This window comes from Allobosea sp. WAO (assembly GCF_001509835.1).
Classification (GTDB): domain Bacteria; phylum Pseudomonadota; class Alphaproteobacteria; order Rhizobiales; family Beijerinckiaceae; genus Allobosea.
Window position 1 is genome coordinate 263,663 of record NZ_JXTJ01000012.1, and the last position, 19,709, is coordinate 283,371.

At 68.2% G+C, this 19,709-nt stretch carries 14 protein-coding genes; 5 read left to right on the forward strand and 9 right to left on the reverse strand.

Annotated elements, in window-relative coordinates; genetic code table 11:
• Positions 1 to 11: 11 nt before the first annotated feature.
• Positions 12 to 1,295, reverse strand: coding sequence for a DUF4147 domain-containing protein (locus DK26_RS22815; protein WP_349236335.1), 1,284 nt, complete (start codon positions 1,293 to 1,295; stop codon positions 12 to 14).
• A 164-nt stretch (positions 1,296 to 1,459) separates the two neighbouring features.
• On the opposite strand from DK26_RS22815, the gene DK26_RS22820 reads away from it, so the two are divergent.
• Complete coding sequence (locus tag DK26_RS22820; RefSeq protein ID WP_083533512.1) at positions 1,460 to 2,233, forward strand: N-formylglutamate amidohydrolase; 774 nt, start codon at positions 1,460 to 1,462, stop codon at positions 2,231 to 2,233.
• 78 nt (positions 2,234 to 2,311) lie between these two features.
• Complete coding sequence (locus DK26_RS22825) at positions 2,312 to 2,554, forward strand: DUF2312 domain-containing protein (RefSeq protein WP_066477463.1); 243 nt, start codon at positions 2,312 to 2,314, stop codon at positions 2,552 to 2,554.
• Between the two features lie 107 nt (positions 2,555 to 2,661).
• Here DK26_RS22825 and DK26_RS22830 read toward each other — a convergent pair whose 3' ends face one another.
• Complete coding sequence (locus DK26_RS22830; RefSeq protein ID WP_066477464.1) at positions 2,662 to 3,354, reverse strand: pentapeptide repeat-containing protein; 693 nt, start codon at positions 3,352 to 3,354, stop codon at positions 2,662 to 2,664.
• A gap of 409 nt (positions 3,355 to 3,763) precedes the next feature.
• Positions 3,764 to 4,351 carry a nitroreductase family protein gene (locus DK26_RS22835; protein WP_066477466.1) on the reverse strand — a complete coding sequence of 196 codons (588 nt, stop codon included), beginning with the start codon at positions 4,349 to 4,351 and terminating at the stop codon, positions 3,764 to 3,766.
• A 184-nt stretch (positions 4,352 to 4,535) separates the two neighbouring features.
• On the opposite strand from DK26_RS22835, the gene DK26_RS22840 reads away from it, so the two are divergent.
• Together DK26_RS22840 and DK26_RS22845 are read left to right on the forward strand one after the other, a co-directional pair.
• Complete coding sequence (locus DK26_RS22840) at positions 4,536 to 5,516, forward strand: LysR family transcriptional regulator (protein WP_083533486.1); 981 nt, start codon at positions 4,536 to 4,538, stop codon at positions 5,514 to 5,516.
• Positions 5,517 to 5,594: 78 nt separating this feature from the next.
• Positions 5,595 to 6,203: a glutathione S-transferase family protein gene (locus DK26_RS22845; RefSeq protein WP_066477467.1), complete on the forward strand. Its 609-nt coding sequence runs from the start codon at positions 5,595 to 5,597 to the stop codon at positions 6,201 to 6,203.
• Between the two features lie 109 nt (positions 6,204 to 6,312).
• On the opposite strand, the gene DK26_RS22850 is transcribed toward DK26_RS22845, so the two are convergent.
• The 6 genes from DK26_RS22850 to DK26_RS22875 all read right to left on the reverse strand — a co-directional run bounded on the left by DK26_RS22850 (position 6,313) and on the right by DK26_RS22875 (position 17,630).
• Positions 6,313 to 9,462, reverse strand: coding sequence for a multidrug efflux RND transporter permease subunit (locus tag DK26_RS22850; RefSeq protein WP_066477468.1), 3,150 nt, complete (start codon positions 9,460 to 9,462; stop codon positions 6,313 to 6,315).
• Between the two features lie 3 nt (positions 9,463 to 9,465).
• Positions 9,466 to 10,653, reverse strand: coding sequence for an efflux RND transporter periplasmic adaptor subunit (locus tag DK26_RS22855; protein WP_248310075.1), 1,188 nt, complete (start codon positions 10,651 to 10,653; stop codon positions 9,466 to 9,468).
• Between the two features lie 119 nt (positions 10,654 to 10,772).
• Entirely contained in the window at positions 10,773 to 12,560 is a 1,788-nt protein-coding gene (locus tag DK26_RS29450; RefSeq protein ID WP_248310076.1) for a DUF882 domain-containing protein, read from the reverse strand.
• A gap of 178 nt (positions 12,561 to 12,738) precedes the next feature.
• Positions 12,739 to 14,643 carry a L,D-transpeptidase family protein gene (locus tag DK26_RS22865; RefSeq protein WP_066477475.1) on the reverse strand — a complete coding sequence of 635 codons (1,905 nt, stop codon included), beginning with the start codon at positions 14,641 to 14,643 and terminating at the stop codon, positions 12,739 to 12,741.
• Between the two features lie 144 nt (positions 14,644 to 14,787).
• A complete protein-coding gene (locus tag DK26_RS22870; RefSeq protein ID WP_066477476.1) occupies positions 14,788 to 16,278 on the reverse strand; it encodes a sigma-54 dependent transcriptional regulator in 1,491 nt (496 codons plus the stop codon).
• 95 nt (positions 16,279 to 16,373) lie between these two features.
• Complete coding sequence (locus tag DK26_RS22875) at positions 16,374 to 17,630, reverse strand: GGDEF domain-containing protein (RefSeq protein ID WP_066477477.1); 1,257 nt, start codon at positions 17,628 to 17,630, stop codon at positions 16,374 to 16,376.
• 222 nt (positions 17,631 to 17,852) lie between these two features.
• On the opposite strand from DK26_RS22875, the gene DK26_RS22880 reads away from it, so the two are divergent.
• Positions 17,853 to 19,709 carry a M3 family oligoendopeptidase gene (locus DK26_RS22880; RefSeq protein ID WP_066477478.1) on the forward strand — a complete coding sequence of 619 codons (1,857 nt, stop codon included), beginning with the start codon at positions 17,853 to 17,855 and terminating at the stop codon, positions 19,707 to 19,709.

Sequence of the window (19,709 nt, forward strand, 5' to 3'; positions counted from 1 at the left end):
CACGCTCGAACTCATGGCGCGGCCGGGGTGGGGTCGATCAGGATCACGCGGCAGTCGTTGACATTGGTCAGGGTCGGGCCGGTTCGCAGCAGGTCGCCGAGACCTTCGAAGAAGCCGGTCGAATCATTGTCGCGCAGCGATTGGGCGGGATCGAGGCCGAGGGAGCGGGCGCGCGCCAGCGTCGTCTCGTCGATGATCGCGCCAGCCGGATCGCTCGCCTCGCCGCCGCCGCCATCGGTGCCGTCGGTGTCGCCGATCAGCGCGACGATGCCGGGCTCGCCGGCGAGCGCGATGGCGAGGGCCAGCGCGAATTCCTGGTTCGGGCCGCCGCGGCCCGTGCCGGCGATGGTGACGGTCAATTCGCCACCGGAGATCAGGGCGGCGCGCCGGCCTTCCGCCTTCAGCGCCAGAGCCTGTCGTGCCTGCGCCTGTGCGACCTCGCGGGCCTCGCCTTCGAGATCGGGGCCGAGATCGATCGGCTCGTAGCCGGCGGCGCGGGCAGCCGCCACCGCTGTGGCGATCGCATCGGCGGGGCGGGCGACGATGCGGTACTCGCTGTTCGCGAAGGCGGGGTGGCCGGGCTTCGGCGTCTCGCTGGTCTCGTCGGCGAGGAGCGTCTCGGCCGCCGGCGGCAGCTTCAGGGCGTAGCGCGCGACGATGGCGCGGGCATCGGCCATGGTGCTGGGGTCCGGCACGGTCGGTCCCGAGGCGATGGCGGCGGGATCGTCATGCGGCACGTCGGAGACGGCGATGGTCAGCAGCCGTGCGGGGGCGGCGGCGAGCGCCAGCCTGCCGCCCTTGATGCGCGAGAGCCGCTTGCGGACGATGTTCATCTCGCCGATCGGCGCGCCCGAGCGCAGCAGGGCCTTGTTGACGGCCTGTTTCTCGGCCAGCGCGAGCGTGCCGGCCGGCGCCACCCAGTTGGCCGAGCCGCCGCCGGAGAGCAGGACGAGGACGAGATCGTCGGCGGTTGCGCTGCCGGCGAGTTCGAGCGCGCGCCCGGCGCTGGCGATGCTGCCCTCATCCGGCACCGGATGGCCGGCGGTAACCATCGGCAGGTGCCGGGTCGTGGTCTCGTAGCCGTGCCGGGCGACGGCATGGCCGAGCAGGCGTTCGGGCGCGAGGCCGAGCGTGTCGAGGTAATGCGCTTCGGCGAGCGCGGTCATGCTACCGGCGGCCTTGCCGGCCGCGAGCAGGATCAGGCGGCCGGACGGGGGAGGCGCGGGCAGGTGCCCCGTGAGCCAGCTGCTCGGATGGGCCCGCGTCACGGCGGCGTCGAAGATCGTCCGAGCCACTTTGCGCTGCTGTTCGATTGCCTTGTGAAGCTGTTGCAAACCGTCGGCCTTCCCGCGAATCCGATCATGCCAATCGACTTTCGTCTCAGCCCCTTCTATGTCGCTGGCGCGCGGGCGTCATCCGCGATTTGCTGGGCGGTTCCGAGGGCGGAATGGGAGCGCAGATGGCCTTGCCGAACGGAGCTCCCGCGCTGCGGCCGGGCGAGGTCGAAATCATCCGGGGCGACCCGGCAAGCGGCGTGCTCCTGCTCTGCGACCACGCCACCAATGCGATCCCGGCCGAGCTTGACGGGCTCGGCCTGCCGGCCCAGCAGCTCGAACGCCACATCGCCTATGACATTGGCGCGGCCGAGATGACCCGCGCGATGGCCGAGGCGCTCGGCGCGCCGGCGATACTGAGCAATTTCTCGCGGTTGCTGATCGATCCCAATCGCGGGCGCGACGACCCGACCCTGGTGATGCGCATCTCGGACGGCGCGCTCGTACCCGGCAACGCCCGGATCGACGAAGCCGGCATCGCCGCGCGGATCGCGCGATATTACGCGCCTTATGACGCCGCCATCGACGCTTCGGTCGAGGCCGCGATCGCGGCCGGGCATCCGCCGGCGATCGTCTCGCTGCATTCCTTCACGCCGTTCTGGAAGGGCGTGCCCAGGCCCTGGCATGCCGGTGTGCTATGGGATCGTGAGGGTCGGCTGGCGCAGGCGCTGATCGCGGCGCTGCAGAACGAGGGCGACCTGATCGTCGGCGACAACGAGCCCTACAAGGGTGGCCTACCCGGCGACACCATCGATCGCCATGCGACACGGCGCGGCCTGCTCGATGCGCTGATCGAGATCCGCCAGGACCTGATCGGCGAGCCGCATGCCGCCCGCGCCTGGGGCAGGCGGCTGGCGCGGCTGTTGCCCGGGAGCCTCGCAATCGCGCGAGAAATGTGAAATCCGGCCGCTTGCCGCTTGACCTCGCCGCCCATCCGGGCGAACCCCTGCGACCAATTTTCGAAGAAGGGTTTGAGAATGGACGATCCGGTTGCAGGCGATCAGCTGCTTAGCATCGTGCAGCGCATCGAGCGGCTCGAGGAAGAGAAGAAGACGATCTCCGACGACATCAAGGAGGTCTATTCCGAGGCCAAGGCCAATGGCTACGACGTCAAGGTGCTGCGCAAGGTGATCGCGCTGCGCAAGCGCGACCTCGACGAGCGCAAGGAAGAGGAGGCGATCCTCGACCTCTATCTGCAGGCCGTCGGCGAGACGCCCTGATCAGCGAAGGCGTGCCGTCAGCGGCGCGCCTCGCATTCCCATGCGATCCGAGGCGTTCCCATGGCCTTTCGAATGGGGACGCTCTCGCCGGCCGCGGGGCCGCTTCGCTACCGGACGTTCAGTCCGAACTCGCGCAGCAAGCGGCCAGCCTGTTCCTGCGATATCGTCGCGCCCCTGAGAATGGCAGCGTCGGCCATGCCGAGCCCGCTGAGATCGGCGCCGCGCAGATCCGCGCCCTGAAAGCGCGCATCTTTCAGCGAGGCCTCGCGCAGGCTCGCTCCCTCGAAGATGGCGTCGCGGAAGTCGCAACCGCCGAGATCCGCCTGCGAGAAGTCCACGCCCTTGAGGCGCATCCCGCGAAACGACATGCCGCGGAGCTTGGCGTAGACCAGCAGCGTGTCGCGAAAGCAGGTGTCCAGCGAGCGGGTTTCCGTGAGGGTCGCCCCGGTCAGCTTGCAGCCAATGAAGAATGCCGAGGTCAGCTTGGCTCCGCGCAGGCCGGCATTGTTGAGGTCGCAGGACATGAAGCTGGCCTCGGTCAGGTCGGCTGCGGTCATCTCGGCGAAGGCGGCGTTGCACGACATCCAGCTGGTGCGCTCCAGATTGGCGCCCTTCAACTGCGCGCGCTGGAGATTGCAGCGCTCGAATGTCCAGCCGGACAGGTCCAGCCGCGACAGATCGACCTCCTGGAGGTCGCAGGCGGAGAAATGGCTGGGTACGTCGCGTGCGGCCAGGGCCAGAATGTCGACCCTGCCGAGCGTGGCGCCGACGATGGCGGGGTGCATCTCGTTCTCGGCCATCCGGTTCTCCTCAGGACGCCTGCGAGGCTCGCAGGCCGGGACCGATCGAGACTCACCTCCGACAGAGCGGTGGCTGCGGCCGTCTCGTTCCGCACGGCGCCGGCAAGCCGCGGGCGATTCGCAGGCCGTGCCGAAAACCTCCATCCGATGTGGGCCTCCATATCAAGAGGCTCGCGCAGCAGCTTGCAAGGCGTGCGGTAGCTTGCCAAGTGCCGCGGCCGCGTTGGCAAGAACGGCAAGTCAAAAAGCAGCGCCGGCCTCGGAGGACCGAGACCGGCGCATTTTTGGGGACGTCAGTGATTGGGCTGTCTCAGGCGACGAACTTGAACCCGGCCGGGACCGTAGCGACCGATTGCTCACGCGCTTCGGCACAGACGATCACGATGGCGCGCCAGCCGGAAAGCGGTCCTTAGCCGTGGGTCTGGAACCGAAGCCCGTCATCCATGAAGGTCTTCTCCGGGAAGGCCGCTTCATTGGAGCCGAACGGCATCTGGGCGGTGAGCTTCCAGGACGCGGGAATGTTCCAGGTCTTGGCGACTTCCGCGTCGACGAGCGGATGGTAGTGCTGGAGGCTCGCACCGATATCGGCGTCGGCAAGCGTGGTCCACACGGCCAGCTGCGCGATGCCGGTCGAGTGTTCGGACCAGATCGGGAAATTGTGCGCGTAAAGCGGGAAGTTGGCCTGCAGCGCCTTCACGGGCTCCTGGTCTTCGAAGAACAGCACGGTCCCCGCGCCGCTCGCGAAGCTGTCGATCTTCTTGCTCGTCCCTTCAAAATCGGCGGCCGGCACGACCGCGCGAAGGGCCTCGCGGGTGATGTTCCAGAACTTGTCGCTCTCCTTCCCGAACAGGATGACGGCGCGCGAGCTCTGCGAGTTGAAGCTGGACGGCGAAAGGCGGATCGCCTCTCTGATCAGGGAATCCACCTGGGTCTGAGGGATCGGCAGATTCTTGCCGAGCGCATATTGCGTACGGCGCTTTTTGAGCTTGTCGAGCATGGCTTCCTCATATGCTAACGCATGTCACGTCGGTGGGCCGATGAGACAGGACGGTTTTCCGGAGCGCCTCCGAAGGCGCCGTCCCAGCGAAAGCGGGACTTGATGAGGGAGAGGTAGCGGTTCACTTGCTGCATCGGAATGCCCATATTGGGCACCAATCTGTTGCTTTCCGGGGAACGCCTGCATGTCCGAGCTCGACGATATCCGCAGCTTCGTCGCCGTCGTCGATTCCGGAGGCTTCGGCCGGGCCGGGCGCAGCCTCGGCCTGTCGAAATCGATCGTCAGCCGGCGTGTGGCGCGGCTGGAGGCCGATCTCGGCACCAGGCTTCTGAGCCGCACGACGCGCGGCGTCAGCCCGACCGAGGCCGGACTTGAATTCAAGGCGCGCGGGGAGCGCATACTGGCGGAGCTGACCGAAGCGCGCGAGGCGGTGGCGCTGCAGGCCGGCGGTGTTGCCGGACGCCTGCGGCTGAGCATGCCGCTCTCCTTCGGCATCCATCATGTCGCGCCGGTTCTGGCGGAGCTGGCGCGTCGGCATCCGCGGCTCGAGATCGACGCCGAGGCCAGCGACCGACAGGTCGACCTGATCGGCGAGCGCTTCGACATGGCGGTCCGGATCGGGGTGCTGAAGGATTCCAGCCTGGTCGCGCGGCGAATCGCGTCGGTGCGCGGGATCGTCGTCGGCAGTCCCGATTACTTCACCCGGCATGGCCGCCCGATGGCGCCGGCCGAACTCACCGGCCATGAATGCCTGATTTACACGGGCGGCGCCGCGCCCGACTGGAACTTCAAGGTCAACCGGCGGGTCGTCTCCGTGCGGCCGAGCGGACGGCTGCGTTCCGATAGCGGCGACACCTTGCTGCAATGGGCGGAGGCCGGGCTGGGCCTTGCCCTCCTGCCGAGCTTCATCGCCGGTGAGGCGATCCGCGCCGGTAGGGTCGAGCCGGTGCTGACCGAGTTTCCGCTGCCGGAGAGCGGGCTCTATGTCGTGCGTCCGCCGGGCGCCTATGTCTCGGGCAAGGTCCGCGTGCTCACGGATCTCCTGGTCGAGCGCTTCGGCTCCGCCGCGACCTGGGATCCCTGCCAAAAGGCGCTGGCCGAGCAGGCGGCCGCGGCCGGGCAGGGCAGGGACGTGCCCGATGAGGACGAGCATCAAGCTGCGTGAACTCGCACTTCACCCGATTTCGCGTGTCAGTCGCCTTCCGCAAAGGCAGTGTTGCGGCCATCGAAACGGGAGATCGCCATGCTGCTGGTTGGAATGCTCGACAGCCCCTATGTGCGGCGTGCCGCCATCACCGGAACCTTGCTCGGGCTCGAATTCGAGCATCGCTCGGTCTCGGTGTTTCGGCACATGCCTGAATTCAGCAAGATCAACCCGCTGATCAAGGCGCCGACGCTGGTCGCCGATGACGGCATCGTGATTAGCGAATCGCTGCTGATCATCCAGCACTTCGAGGATGTCGCCGGACGCTCCCTGCGCCCGACGGAGGCTGGCGCGCGGGTGCGCGACCTGAGCCTGACCGGCATCGGCATCGTCGCGGCCGACAAGGCGGTCTCGGTCGAGTATGAGCGCAAACGGCCCGAGGAGCGGCGCTACGCCAACTGGCAGGAGCGCATCCTGACCCAGCTCCATACGGCGCTCGACCTGCTCGATGCAGCGGCCAAGCGCGGCGAGCTTGCCGCCGGCCCGGAGCTGCGGCCGGGCGACATCGCGGCAGCGATCGCCTGGGGCTTCTGCCGTTTCGTCATTCCGGAGTTCGTCGAGGAAGCGCGCTGGCCGGCGCTCGCGGCGCAGGCCAGGGCCTGCGAGGCGCTCGACGTGTTCAAGGCCTGGCCGATCGACCGGGAGTGAGGCCCGGCGCTAGTGCATGTCCGCGATTCCTTGAATCGCGGACATGCTCCATCTCGTTGTTTCATCGCATTTTCTCGACGCGAACCGGTACCCGCTTCGCTCGAAAATGCTACTGCGCCGGGTCGGGCTCGCGCTCGACCTTCGGCCTGGAGGCCGGGCGGAAGCGTTCGCGCAGCGACTGGAAGACGACATAGAGCGCCGGGATCAGGAAAATCCCGATCACCGCGGCGGCGATCATGCCGCCGAAGACCGGTGTGCCGACATTGCGCCTGGCAAGCATTGAGGGCCCCTCCGCTATCACCAGCGGCAAGAGGCCCAGGATGAAGGCGAGCGAGGTCATCATCACCGGCCGGAAGCGCAGGCGCGCGCCGAGCGTCGCCGCATGGAGCAGCGGGAGCCCCTTCTCGCGCTGCTCCTTGGCGAACTCGACGATCAGGATGCCGTTCTTGGCAGCAAGGCCGATCAGCACGACGATGCCGATCTGGGCATAGAGGTCGAGCGTGAGACCGCCGAGCACGATGCCGATGAAGGCGCCGAGCACGCCGACCGCGACAGAGAGCAGGACGGGGACCGGGATCGTCCAGCTCTCATAGAGCGCGACCAGGAAGAGATAGGCGAAGAGCAGGGCGAAGGCGAGGATCATCCCCGTCTGGCCCTCGGCCCGCTTCTCCTGGAAGGAGACGTCGGTCCAGTCGCCGCGATAACCGGCGGGCAGCGTCTTCGCCGCGACCTGCTCCATCGCGGCCAGGGCCTGTCCGGAGGAGACGCCCGGCGCGGCCGAGCCCTGCACCGTGACAGCGAGGCGGTTGTTGTAGCGGATCAGCGCCTGCGGCCCGACGATGATGCGGGCTTCGAGCAGGCTGCGCAGTGGGATCATGCTGCCGTCGCGGCTGCGGACATTGATGCGGTAGATGTCGTCGATCGACTTCCGGTCGATGCCGTCGGCCTGGACCTGGACCTGCCAGGTGCGGCCGAACAGGTTGATGTCGTTGACATAATAGCCGCCGAGCGAGGCCTGCAGCGACTGGAACAGACTGCTGAGATCGACGCCGAGGATCTGGACCTTGTCGCGGTCGATGTCGAGATAGACCGAGGGCGTCGTGTCCGAGAAGGTCGAGAAGACGCGGTTGAGCTGCGGGTCCTGGTTGGCGGCGATGGTCAGGCCGCGCAGCGTGCGGGCGAGCGCCTTGGGATCCGAGCCGCCCATGTCCTGCAGCACATAGGTGAAGCCGCCGCCGGTGCCGAGGCCGACGATCGGCGGTGGTGCGATCGGCACCACGGCCCCGCCGCGTATTGCCCGCAGCTTCTGCGAGAGGCGGGCGATGACCGCGTTCGCGCTCTGGTCGGCGCCCTTGCGATCGGCGAAGGGCTTCAGCGAGACCAGGAAGAAGCCGGCATTGGACTGGGAATTTCCGTCGATGAAGTTCAGGCCGATGATGGTCGAGTAATCCTCGACCGTGGGCTCGGCCTTGAAGATGGCCTCGACCTCGGCGGCGACGGCCGCGGTGCGGCCGACCGAGGCGCCGTCGGGCAATTGCGCGACCACGAAGAAGGCGCCCTGATCGTCCTCCGGCAAGAAGCCGGTCGGCGTGATCCGCCCCATCGCGTAGATCGCGGCGCCGAAGGCTGCGGTCAGCACCAGGCTGATCGTCGAAATGCGCACCAGCCGGGCGACGGTGTCGCCATAACGGTCACGCGTCCAGTCGATGCCGCGCATGACATGGCCGATCGGGCCGCGGCGCGGGCCGTGATGCGGCTTGAGCAGAACGCCGCACAGAGCAGGCGAGAGGGTCAGCGCGTTGGTCGCCGAGATCAGCATCGCGACCGCGACCGTGACGGCGAACTGGCGGAAGAGCTCGCCGGAAATGCCGGGGATGAAGGCGACGGGCACGAAGACCGAGAGCAGGACCAGCGTGATCGCGATGATCGGCGCCACGATCTCGCCCATGGCGAGCTTGGTGGCCTCGGCCGGCGAAAGCTCCGGGTGCTCCTCCATCACGCGCTCGACGTTCTCGACGACGACGATCGCGTCGTCGACCACGATGCCGATGGCGAGCACGATCGCCAGCAGCGAGACCGTGTTGGCGGAATAGCCGATGGCGTTGAGGACGATGAAGGTGCCGATCAGGCTGACCGGGACGGCGAAGGTCGGGATCAGGGTGGCGCGGAAACTGCCGAGGAACAGGAAGACGACGACGATGACGAGGATGAAGGCCTCGATCAGCGTCTTCTTGACCTCGTCGATGGTCGCGGTGACGAAGGCGGTCGGGTCGTAGGTGACCTTCCAGGCGAGATCTTCCGGGAAGTTGCGGGCGAGATCGCCGACCGTCTTCTTGACTGCGTCGAGGGCGGCGATGGCATTTGCGCCGGGCGACTGGTAGATGCCGATCAGCACGGCGGGGCCGCTGTTGAGGCGGGTCTCGCGGTCGAGATTGGCCGCGCCGAGCTCGACGCGCGCGACGTCGGAGAGGCGTAGCACCGAACCGTCGGGGTTGGTGCGCACCACGATCTTCTCGAATTCCTGCGGCGAGCTCAGCCGGCCCTTGGTCTGGATGTTGAGCTGGAGCTGCTGGTCGTCGGAGATCGGGCGCGCGCCGATGCGGCCGACCGCGGCCTGGTTGTTCTGCGACTGGATCGCGTTGATGATGTCGCCGGTGGTCAGACCGAGCCCGGTCAGGGCGTCGGTGCGCACCCATGCGCGCATCGAGTAGTCCTGGGCGCCGAACAGCGAAGCGTCGCCGACGCCCGGGGTCGAGCGGATCGAGTCGAGCAGGTTGATGGTGGTGTAGTTCGAGACGAAGAGGTTGTCGTAGGTCTTCTTCGGCGAATAGACGGCGATGACGCCGAGCAGCGCGGAGGACTGCTTCTTCACCGTCACGCCGTTGCGCTTGACCTCCTCGGGCAGCTTCGACAGCGCGATCTGGACGCGGTTGTTGACGTTGACGGTGTTGATGTCGGGGTTGGTGCCGAGCTCGAACGAGATCTTGAGCGAATAGCTGCCGTCATTGCCGCTGACGCTCTTCATATAGATCATCTTGTCGGTGCCGACGATCTGCGCCTCGAGCGGCTGCGCGACCGTCGACTCGACCACGGCGGCGGAGGCGCCGGGGTAGGAGGTCGTCACCGAAACCTGCGGCGGCACGATGTCGGGGTATTGCGCCACCGGAATCGCGAAGAGCGACAGCAGGCCGGCGATGACCGTGACGACCGCGATGACGATGGCCAGGCGTGGCCGGTCGACGAAGACGGAGGTGAACATGCCTCAGCTCCGGCCGGCCGGCGGCGGCGCAACGGGGGAAGCGAGGACGGGCGTGCCGGGCCGTAAGCCCTGAAGCCCCTGGACCACGACCTGCTCGCCGCCATTCAGGCCCTCGTCGACCACGACATAGGCGCCGGCTTCGGCGCCGACCTTCAGCCGCTTGACCACGGCCTTGCCGTCCTCGACCACGAAGACATAGGCACCCTGCTGGTCGGCGATCAGCGCCGCTTGCGGCACCAGGATCTTGTCCACGGGCTTCTCGGCATGGACGGCGACATTGACCAGGGTTCCGTCAATCAGTCTGCCCTTGGGATTGGGGACGATGGCCCGGACCAGGACGGTATCGGTGGAACGGTCGACCGAGACGTCGACGAAGTCGATCGTGCCCTGCTGCTCATAGGTCGAGCCGTCGGAAAAGCGCAGCGTGACCTTCGGCCCGGTCGTGCCGGCATCGACGCGATTATGGCCGAAGCTGACGAATTCGCGCTGGCTGACCGGGAAGTTCACATACATCGGGTCTTCGCTGACGATCAGCGCGAGCGCGCCGCTATCGGGCGAGACGACATTGCCCTTGGTCAGCTTGGTGCGACCGATCCGTCCGGCGATGGGCGAGGTGATCTCGGTATAACCGAGATTGATCTCCGCGATCTTCAGATTGGCGGCGGCAGTGGTGGCGGAGCCCTGCGCGGCCGTTTCCTCGGCGACGCGCTGGTCGCGCACCGCGACCGAGCCGGCATTGGTGCGCAGCAGGTCCTCGGCGCGCTGGCGCTGGGTGGTGGCGTTCTGCAGCGTGCCCTGGGCACTCTCCAGCGCGCCGCGAGCCTGCTCGACGGCCGCCTCGAAGGGAGGCCTCTCGATGCGAAAGAGCGGGGAGCCTTCCTTGACGGACTCGCCGTCGCGGAAGAGGACGGCCTCGAGGAAGCCGGTGATGCGGGCCCTGACCTCGACCCGGTTGACCGCCTCGATGCGGCCGACGAAATCGGCGGTGCGCTCGATCGGCCGCTTCTGCGCCGGCGTGGTGCTGACCGGAATCGCCGTTGGCTGGGCGGGTTGAGCCGGCTGGGCGAGGGCGGCTTGCGAGGGGCCGAGCAGGGTCAGGCTGGCGAGGAGCAGGAAGGTCGCTCCACTCCGCGACCGGCGAGCCGGAACTTCCGCAAGCTGCGCGCGCATCACCAAGACTCCCGTAGGCATCGTCCACATCCTGCCATGACGCGTATCATGACGCGACGGCACTGTGCGCGTTTTATTGGTGCAGCGCCATGCCGACAAGATCATGACGGGCGCTGTCGTAGCGTCCGTACGCCCGTCGGTCAGTTCTGGACGAAGGTCGTCGGCAGGGCGCGGACGGCGGGGCCGCTGAAGCCGCTGGTCTTGAGGTCGGTCGGCGCACCGTTGCTGAAGCCGAGTGCCGCGGCCGGGCTCGGCCCCGCGACCCAGCCCCTGGCGGCCGGATCGGTGACCTTGGCCTTGGCGGTGGCGACGCCGGTGCGGCGCGCGGTCGCCGGCTGCTGGGCGACGGCGGCGAAGAGCGAATCCAGGCCAGAGCGATCGGCATCGTATTCGGCCGCCATAGGGGTTCGCGTCTCGGTTGCCGCGACCTCGACGGCACGCCGCTGCGGTTCGCCGGCTGCGCGGGGGCGGATCGGCGGGGGCGGATGCGAGATGCTGACCAGGCGGGCACCGGCGGGCACCGCGTCCTCCTCATCGGCCTCCTGGCTCGCGGCTTCCGGCGCCAGCCGGGCGAGGACGATCGGACGCGTTGGCGGCAGCGGCGCCGAGACGGGTCGGCCGGCGACGATGTTCTCCAGAACGGGAGCCGGAAGGTCGCCGGGGCGGCGCGGCGGCAGCGAGGCGAGGATGAGTTTCTGCTCGCTCTGCGGCAGTGGCAGCGCCGAGGCATCGGCGGCGAGCGCTGCCAGTTGCGGCGAGCCGGCGGGCGGTGTCGGCAGGGTCAGGCTGGCTGGCCGCGCGACGGGGAGCGCTGTGGCGATCGGTGCGGGTTTGGGCGGCTCGGCCGGCTGAGGCGCCAGGGCGGCGACCTGCGTTTCGGCCGGTTCCGCCGCAGGGGCTGCGGGAGCCGCCGGCGCGGTCGCGCGGTTCGAACGCTCGCGCATCAAGGCGCGGCCGGTCGGCTCGCTCTGGGTGGACGGGGCGTTGAAGACGGCGAAGCGGCCGCCATCGCCGCTGTTGCTGTCGCCGGCATAGGCCATGACGGTGGGCTGCGGCGTCGGAGCGCGGCGGGCCGCGGCGCGGCCGCGGGTTGGACGGGCATCGGCCTCTTCGTCGTCGCCGCCGAAGAGCGCGGCCCAGAAGCCCTTGCCGCCGCTGCCGGAGGCGATGATCGCGCCCTCGTCGAGATCGCTGGCGGCATAGCCCATCACCGAGCCGCCGCTCGAGAGGATCTCGGCCTTGGCGACCTCGTAGCCGCTTAGCGGCTTGCCGTCTGCCGGCAGATGCACGGTCCTCTCGTCCGGGAACAGGCGCACCAGCTGGTCGCGGGTCATGCGCGGCCAGGACCGCACCGAGCCGGCATCGAGATGGACGAAGGGAGTGTGGGCGCCGGGATAGAAGCCGACGCCGCCGCGCTGGAGGCGCATGCCGACTTCGCGGATCTTGGCGGTCGGTGTGTCCGGCAGATAGAAATCCATCGCCTTGCCGACCATGTGCTGGCTCGACTTGGCGACGCCGCGCGAGCGCCGGCGCAGCATCGAATTGGTGCCGGGCGAGCGATAGGCCGAGACGACGTGGAAGGGCTGGTCGGAGCCGACCTTGCGGTGGACTTCCCAGGCGAGATCGAACAGCCGCGGATCCATCCGGATCGGCTCGTCGGTGCGCCAGTCGCGCATCGCCCAGTTGAGCTTTTCCAGCGCCGCGGAGTCGTAGCGGCCGTCACGCCTGAAGGTGACGGTCGTCTCCTCCTTGGTGTGCATGTGCTTGATGGTGATGGTGCGGGTGTCGCCATTGGCGACGGCATCCTGAGTGCCGCGGATGCCGACACACAGGGCCACCAGGCTCGTCGCGAGGACGGCGCCGGCATGCGCAAGGCGCCCCAAAGGACGCGGCAGCCGTCTCGTCGTCTCGGCTTTCGACCAGCTCACTCTCACCTGACCCGTCTCGAAGCGCCGGCGAGCCGGTGCGGTAAACGTCAAGGAACAGTTGCCGAGAAGGCTTAACGGGTGGTTACCGGCGGCACAACCATCCCGCCTGAATTTCGGCAAGCGAGACGCTGGCTACCCACAGATCATGGCAAAACCGTGCCGCCGCCGCAAAGCAGCCTCAGGAGAGCCGCTCCAGAGCGGTGCGGACCAGCCGGTGGAAGCCGTAGAGATCCTCGTAGGTCGTGATCGCGCCGGCCTCGTTCACCACCAGGGTATTGTAGACCAGATGGATCGGCAGCGGCTGCGGCAATCTGATCGTGCGCTCGCCCGAGCCGATCAGGCGCTTCAGCCGGTCATGCGTCCATTCCGGGCCGAGCACCAGATCGGCGAGCGCGAACGGATTCTCGACGCGCACGCAGCCATGGCTGAGGGCGCGCTTGTTACCGGCGAACAGGCGCCGGTTCGGCGTGTCGTGCAGATAGACCGCGTGGTCGTTGGGGAACATGAACTTGATCCAGCCGAGCGCATTGCGCTCGCCGGGCGGCTGGCGCACCGAAATCGAGTTGCCGCGGCGGGTGACGACATAGCCGCGCTTGGCCGCATAGTCCGGATCGGCCGCGAGACCGGGCAGGAATTCCTTCTTCAAGATCGAAGGCGGCACGTACCAGGACGGGTTGACGACGACGTATTCCATCTTGTGCGAGAAGATCGGCGTCGCCGATTCCGGCTTGCCGACGATGACGCGGGTGTCGTGCACGAGCTTGCCGTCATGGACCATGCGCATCCGGAATTCCGGAACGTTGACCATCACATGGCTGGCGCCGAGATCGGCGGGCAGCCAGCGCCAGCGCTCCATCTGGGCGACGATGTCGCCTTCCAAGCGCGCGGCCGGCGGCGAGCCGAGCGCGGCGAGCGTCTGGTTGCTGAGCACGCCGTCGGCGCGCAGGCCGGCCTGCTTCTGGAACTCGGCGAGCGCCGTCGCGGTCGAGCGGTCGAAGACCGGCTCCTCGCTGGCGCCGAGGCCGAGGCGGGCGCGGACCAGCGGCACGCGCTGGTCGCGCATGCCGAGCCGTAGCGGCGGTCCGGCCGGGATGCGAACCGAAGGCACATCCTCCTTGTCGTTGCGCAGCGTGGCGAGCTTCGCCTTGAGCCGGCGGTAGCCTTCGTGCTGCGGGTTGTAGGCGGCGAGCACCGCGCCGGGATCGGTCGCGCCGGCGAGTTCGGAAAGGACTTCGGTGGCCGAAGGCAAGTCGAGCACCGGGGTCAGCATTTTCGACAGGCGGCGCGGGTCGATGCGGCCGCCGCGGGCGTCGCGGGCGTAGAGCACGGCCAGCGCCGAAAGCCTGACATCGGCCTCGGCGAGGCCGTCCTTGTCGCTCGCCTCGAAAGCCGGCACGGCATAGTCGGCGGGGCGCAAGCCGTCCTGGCCGGCTCGGGCGAGCTGGGCGACGAGCAGCTTGCCGGCGGGGCTCCAGCCCTTGCCGTCGATCCAGAACGGACGATTCTCGTTGGCGGCATAGGCCGCGATTATGTCGGCGCGCTCGCGCTGGGCGAGCCGCGGCACCGAGAGAGCCTCGTCGGCGCGCTCGGCGATGCGGGCAGAGAGTTCGAGGCCTGTGGGCAGCGTGACGACCACCTCGGGCAGAGCGGGCGGCGCGATCAGAGTCTCTGTTGGGCGCGCGAGCTGCGGTTCGCCTTCGGGCGCGGGACGGGCCAGCAGCGAAGGATCGACCGGCGGCAGTTCGGGCACGGTGATGCCGAGGAAGGCGTCATCGCCATCCAGCTGCGGCGTCACCGAAATCGCCCCGGTCACCATGCCGGGCGCGTCATGCGGGGCGGCGAGTTCCGGCGCGTCGTCGGAGCCGGGCGAGCGCAGATCGAGCACGAGTTCGGGCGGGGCGGGAATGTCGAGCTGCGGCGGGGCGGCGTCGCCTGCCAGGATGCGCAGGGCCGGCGCTTCCGGCGGCGGCAGGTCGAGCGTCGCAGCCTCGTTCCCCGCGCCTTGCGCGAGGGCGGTGGCGACGCCCAATGCGAGGCCCAGAACGGCGGCGGAGGTTGATTCCGCCAGACGGCGAAGGCGCATGCTGATTCCCCGGATCCCTGCGGATGCACGCCGATAACTGCGTGAGCCGCCCTGCTTCGACTAGTGCCGCCCTGCAACAGCGGCGCCCATTCTCCCCGAAGCCGGCCCCCGTCGGCTCCAGAGCGGATTCTGCCTATCCGCCTGTCAGGCGGCGTCAGCTCCTGCTGTGTCGCTCTCGCCCTCGATCAGCCCGTAGTCCTTGAGCTTGCGGTAGAGGGTCGAGCGGCCGATGCCGAGCTTGCGCGAGATTTCGGACATGTGGCCGCGATAATGGGCGAGGGCGAACTTGATGATCTCGCGCTCGAGCTCGTCGAGGCTGCGCATGTCGGAGCCGGCGACGAGGTCGAGGGCATTGGGGTCGCGCACCGGCACCTGGACGATGCGCGGCGGCGTATCCTCGCGCAGCTCGCCGGCGATCGGCGGCGGGGCCGGTGGTATGCGGACGTCGAAGCCCTCCATCTGCGCGGCGATCTGCGGAAATTCGGCGATGCTCAGCTCGTCGCCATCGGCCAGCACCACGGCGCGGAACATCGCGTTCTCGAGCTGGCGGACATTGCCCGGCCAGTCATAACGGCCCAGAAGGCCGAGCGTTTCGGTGCTGATGCCGCGTAGCTTCTTGCCTTCCTCGGCGGCGAAGCGGGCGAGGAAGCCGCGGGCGAGATCGGCGATGTCCTCGCGGCGCTGACGCAGCGGCGGCAGGGTGATCGGGAAGACGTTGAGCCGGTAGTACAGGTCTTCGCGGAACTCACCGCGCTTGACCTGGTCGAGCAGGCTCTTGTTGGTCGCGGAGACGATGCGGATGTCGACGCGGACCGATTTCTTGCCGCCGACCGGATCGACCTCGCCCTCCTGGATGGCGCGCAGGAGCTTGACCTGTGCGTCGAGCGGCAGTTCGCCGACCTCGTCGAGGAAGAGCGTGCCGCCATTGGCCTCGACGAACTTGCCGACATGGCGCTCGGTCGCGCCGGTGAAGGCACCCTTCTCGTGACCGAACAGGATCGACTCGACGAGATTGTGCGGGATCGCCCCGCAATTGACGGTGACGAAGGGCTTGCCGCGGCGGTCGCTGGAGCCCTGGATGGCGCGGGCGAGCACCTCCTTGCCGACGCCGGATTCACCCTCGACGAGCACCGGGATGTTCGATTTGGCGGCGCGCTCGGCGAGCTGCACGACCCGGCTCATATCCGGGCTCTTGCTGGCGAGGTCGCGGAAGCCGAGCTGGCCGGCGGAACGCCGCTTCATGTAGCGGATCTCATGCTCGAGCGCGCCGAGCTTGAGCGCGTTATTGAGCGAGACCTGCAGGCGCTCGGCACCGACCGGCTTGACCACGAAATCGACCGCGCCCGCCCGCATGGCGGAGACCACGGTCTCGATCGAGCCGTTCGCCGTCTGGACGATCACCGGCGTCGCGATGCCGCGCTCGCGCAAGGCGGCGAGGACCGCCATGCCGTCGCGGCCGGGCATGACGAGGTCGAGCACCAGGCAGTCGATATGCTGCGATTCGTCGCCGAGTAGAGCGAGCGCCTGGTCGCCCCCCTCGGCCGTCAGCACCTCGTAGCCGAACCGCTTGAGCATCGCGTCGAGCAGACGGCGCTGCACGGGATCGTCGTCGACGACGAGGATGGTGGCTGACATGAACCCTCGGCAGGCAGGCGGAAGCGCTGTTCCGTTTCGGGGCACTTTCGCGGAGAAGGGTTAAGCCGTGATTAAGGCGCCGGCACGGTTCGCGCTCAGGATCGCGTACGGGTCCGCGGTCCCGGTGCCGTGAAGGCCCGCCTGTGCCGGCGGGTGTGCGAGGTGCCGCGCGGCGGCGATGGCGGCGCGCTTCCTGTCGAGCCAGCAATCTCGACGCGATCGCGCCCCTTGCGCTTGGCTCGGTAGAGCGCCGCGTCGGCGCGCTCGATCACGGCTTCGATGCCGTCTTCGCGGGTGGTTTCGGCGACGCCGATGCTGACGGTCACCGGACCTTGGAGCGGGCGGATGCCGCGGGAGCGGCGTGCAAAATCGGTACGGATCGTCTCTGCCATCGCACCCGCCGGTTCGAGCGGTGTGCCCGGCAGGAGGACGACGAATTCCTCGCCGCCGAGTCGGCCGAGAATCGCGCCGCCCCCTTCCGTCGCCTCGCTCAGGACGTTCGCGAGCTCCTTGATGACGAGATCGCCGGTAGCGTGGCCATGACTGTCATTGACCTGCTTGAAGGCGTCGATGTCGCAGAGCAGCAGCGTCGCGGGCGCCTCGCGGCCGGTCGTAGCCAGCGCAGCCTCGGCGGCGGCGAAGAAGCCGCGGCGGTTGCCGATTCCGGTGAGCGGATCGGTCAGCGACTGGGCGGTCGCCTCCGCCATCAGATCGGTCGTCGCCCTGAGCAGGAAGAGGACCGCCATGGCGCACCAGCTCAGCATGGCGAAGATCCGGAAGCTGACGCCCCAGAAGGCACTCGTCACCTCCGCCTCGCTCGCGATCGGCCCCTCGAGGACGAAGGCGAGGGCGGGACGGGCGACGAGCGTCGCCGCCGTCAGCACGAAGACCAGCCCGGTCAGCCGGTCGATCCTGTCGCGGTCCGGGTTTTGCCTGATCGCCTTCGCCGCGATCAGGAAGATCGCGGCGGCTCCGATGCTGGCGGTGGTGCCGCGCCAGAAGACGCTCGGGCTCACGAAGCCGAACAAGATTCCGGCGAGGATGGTGGCGAGCAGGATCGGCAGGGTGATGCGGTCCGCTGTCCTGCCGCCATGCAGAAGCAGGGCGCCGCGCGCGGCGAAGAAGGCGACGCCGACCAGGAAGGCGTTGGCGACGAGGGAGAATGGTGCGGCGTTCTCGATGACGAGGCGCGCCAGGCTGATCGCGGAGCCGAGGACGGCGCAGGCATAGGCCAGCGACCAGTTCAGCACATGGCGGTGCTCCCTCTGCTTCAGCCAGAGGGAATACAGGGTCGTACAGAGCACCGCAGCAATGACAGGCAGAACCGCGGTCAGAAGATAGGCATGGTCCATTCCACCATCCGCGGTGGGGCGCGTGCTCGCGAAGGCCGGTCTCAAGCCTTTGGGTAGTGGGAGCCCTTACGGAAAGTCAACGCGTTCGAGCCTGCGCGAATGCCCCTCATGCGCCGCGCGTGGAACGCGCCGCTTTGCGGCTGCGGCCGTCCGCGGCGTTGATCGCGCGGCCTCGACCGCGCATATGGGAGGGAACGATTTCGCCAGAGAGGTGACTTTGACATGACGACCGCTTTCGCCGGGACGACCAACGCCAATGTCGTGCGGAGCGCCGCGGCCGGCGCCTCCAAGGCCGCGAAGGCGCTCGGCGTCCTGCCGGAATGGGATCTGACGCATCTTTATCCGGCGATGGATTCGTCCGAATTCGCCGCCGATCTCGAGCGTGCCCTGGCCGAGGCGCGGAGCTTCGCGGCCCTCTACCGCGGCAAGCTCGCGGCGCTGGCAGAGCGCGCCGATGCCAGCACGGTGCTGGCGGAAGCCGTCGCCGCCTATGAGAAGCTGGAGGACCTCGTCGGCAAGATCATGTCCTATGCCGGCCTCGTCTATTCCGGCGACACCACCGATCCGCAGCGCGCCAAGTTCTATGGCGACACGCAGGACAAGGTGACGGCGATCTCGACCGAGCTGCTGTTCTTCGGGCTGGAGCTGAACCGGATCGACGAAGCCGTGCTGGCCAAGGCTGCCGCGCAGGCGCCGCTCAGCCATTGGAAGCCGTGGATCGAGGACCTCGCCAAGGACAAGCCGCACCAGCTCGAAGACCGGATCGAAGAGCTGTTCCACGAGAAGTCGGTGACCGGGCACGGCGCCTGGAACCGGCTCTTCGACGAGACCATCGCCTCGCTGCGCTTCAAGGCTGGCGGCGAGGAGCTGACGCTCGAACTGACCTTGAACCGGCTGCAGGATGCCGATGGGGCGGTGCGCAAGGAGGCTGCCGAGGCACTCGGCACGGTCTTCCGCCAGCATCTGCGGACCTTCGGGCTGATCACCAACACGCTCGCCAAGGACAAGGAGATCTCCGACCGCTGGCGCAAGTTCGAGGATGTCGCGGATTCCCGGCATCTGGCGAACCGCGTCGAGCGCGAGGTGGTCGATGCGCTGGTCGCGGCGGTGCGCGAGGCCTATCCGCGCCTGTCGCACCGCTACTACAAGCTGAAGGCGCGCTGGTTCGGGCGCGAGGCGCTCGACTATTGGGACCGCAACGCGCCGCTGCCGAAAGTCGAACAGCGCACGATTCCGTGGAACGAGGCGCGCGACACCGTGCTGTCCGCCTATGGCGATTTCTCGCCGGAGATGGCCGGGATCGCCCGGCGCTTCTTCGACGAGCGCTGGATCGACGCGCCGGCGCGACCGGGCAAGGCGCCGGGCGCCTTTGCACACCCGACGGTGCCGTCGGCGCATCCCTATGTACTGGTCAACTATCAGGGCAAGCCGCGCGACGTGATGACGCTCGCCCATGAGCTCGGCCATGGCGTGCATCAGGTGCTGGCCGGGCCCAACGGGGCGCTGATGGCGCCGACGCCGCTGACCCTGGCCGAGACGGCCAGCGTCTTCGGGGAGATGCTGACCTTCCGGAAGCTCCTGAACGAGACGGTCGACAAGAAGCAGCGCAAGGCGATGCTCGCCGCCAAGGTCGAGGACATGATCAACACGGTCGTGCGCCAGATCGCCTTCTACTCGTTCGAGCGGAAGGTCCACGAAGCCCGCCGCTCGGGCGAGCTGACGGCGGAAAACCTCTGCGAGCTGTGGATGAGCGTGCAGTCGGAGAGCCTGGGGCCCGCGATCAAGCTCGGGCCGGGCTACGAGACCTTCTGGGCCTATATCCCGCACTTCATCCACTCGCCGTTCTACGTCTACGCCTATGCCTTCGGTGATTGCCTGGTGAACTCGCTCTACGGCGTCTACCAGAACTCGGCAGAGGGCTTTCAGCAGCGCTATTTCGCGCTGCTCTCGGCCGGCGGCACCAAGCACCATTCCGAACTCCTGAAGCCGTTCGGGCTCGATGCGCGCGATCCGGCCTTCTGGCAGATCGGCCTCAACATGATCGAGGGGCTGATCGTCGAGCTCGAGGGCATGGAATAG

Bases quoted from the DNA above. Each gene is read 5' to 3' on its own strand.
- DK26_RS22845 (WP_066477467.1), top strand. From the start codon at position 5,595: ATGCTGCTGGTTGGAATGCTCGACAGCCCCTATGTGCGGCGTGCCGCC.
- DK26_RS22875 (WP_066477477.1), bottom strand. From the start codon at position 17,630: ATGGACCATGCCTATCTTCTGACCGCGGTTCTGCCTGTCATTGCTGCG.
- DK26_RS22825 (WP_066477463.1), top strand. From the start codon at position 2,312: ATGGACGATCCGGTTGCAGGCGATCAGCTGCTTAGCATCGTGCAGCGC.
- DK26_RS22870 (WP_066477476.1), bottom strand. From the start codon at position 16,278: ATGTCAGCCACCATCCTCGTCGTCGACGACGATCCCGTGCAGCGCCGT.
- DK26_RS22840 (WP_083533486.1), top strand. From the start codon at position 4,536: ATGTCCGAGCTCGACGATATCCGCAGCTTCGTCGCCGTCGTCGATTCC.
- DK26_RS22855 (WP_248310075.1), bottom strand. From the start codon at position 10,653: ATGCCTACGGGAGTCTTGGTGATGCGCGCGCAGCTTGCGGAAGTTCCG.
- DK26_RS22820 (WP_083533512.1), top strand. From the start codon at position 1,460: ATGGCCTTGCCGAACGGAGCTCCCGCGCTGCGGCCGGGCGAGGTCGAA.
- DK26_RS22865 (WP_066477475.1), bottom strand. From the start codon at position 14,643: ATGCGCCTTCGCCGTCTGGCGGAATCAACCTCCGCCGCCGTTCTGGGC.
- DK26_RS22830 (WP_066477464.1), bottom strand. From the start codon at position 3,354: ATGGCCGAGAACGAGATGCACCCCGCCATCGTCGGCGCCACGCTCGGC.
- DK26_RS22835 (WP_066477466.1), bottom strand. From the start codon at position 4,351: ATGCTCGACAAGCTCAAAAAGCGCCGTACGCAATATGCGCTCGGCAAG.
- DK26_RS22850 (WP_066477468.1), bottom strand. From the start codon at position 9,462: ATGTTCACCTCCGTCTTCGTCGACCGGCCACGCCTGGCCATCGTCATC.
- DK26_RS22880 (WP_066477478.1), top strand. From the start codon at position 17,853: ATGACGACCGCTTTCGCCGGGACGACCAACGCCAATGTCGTGCGGAGC.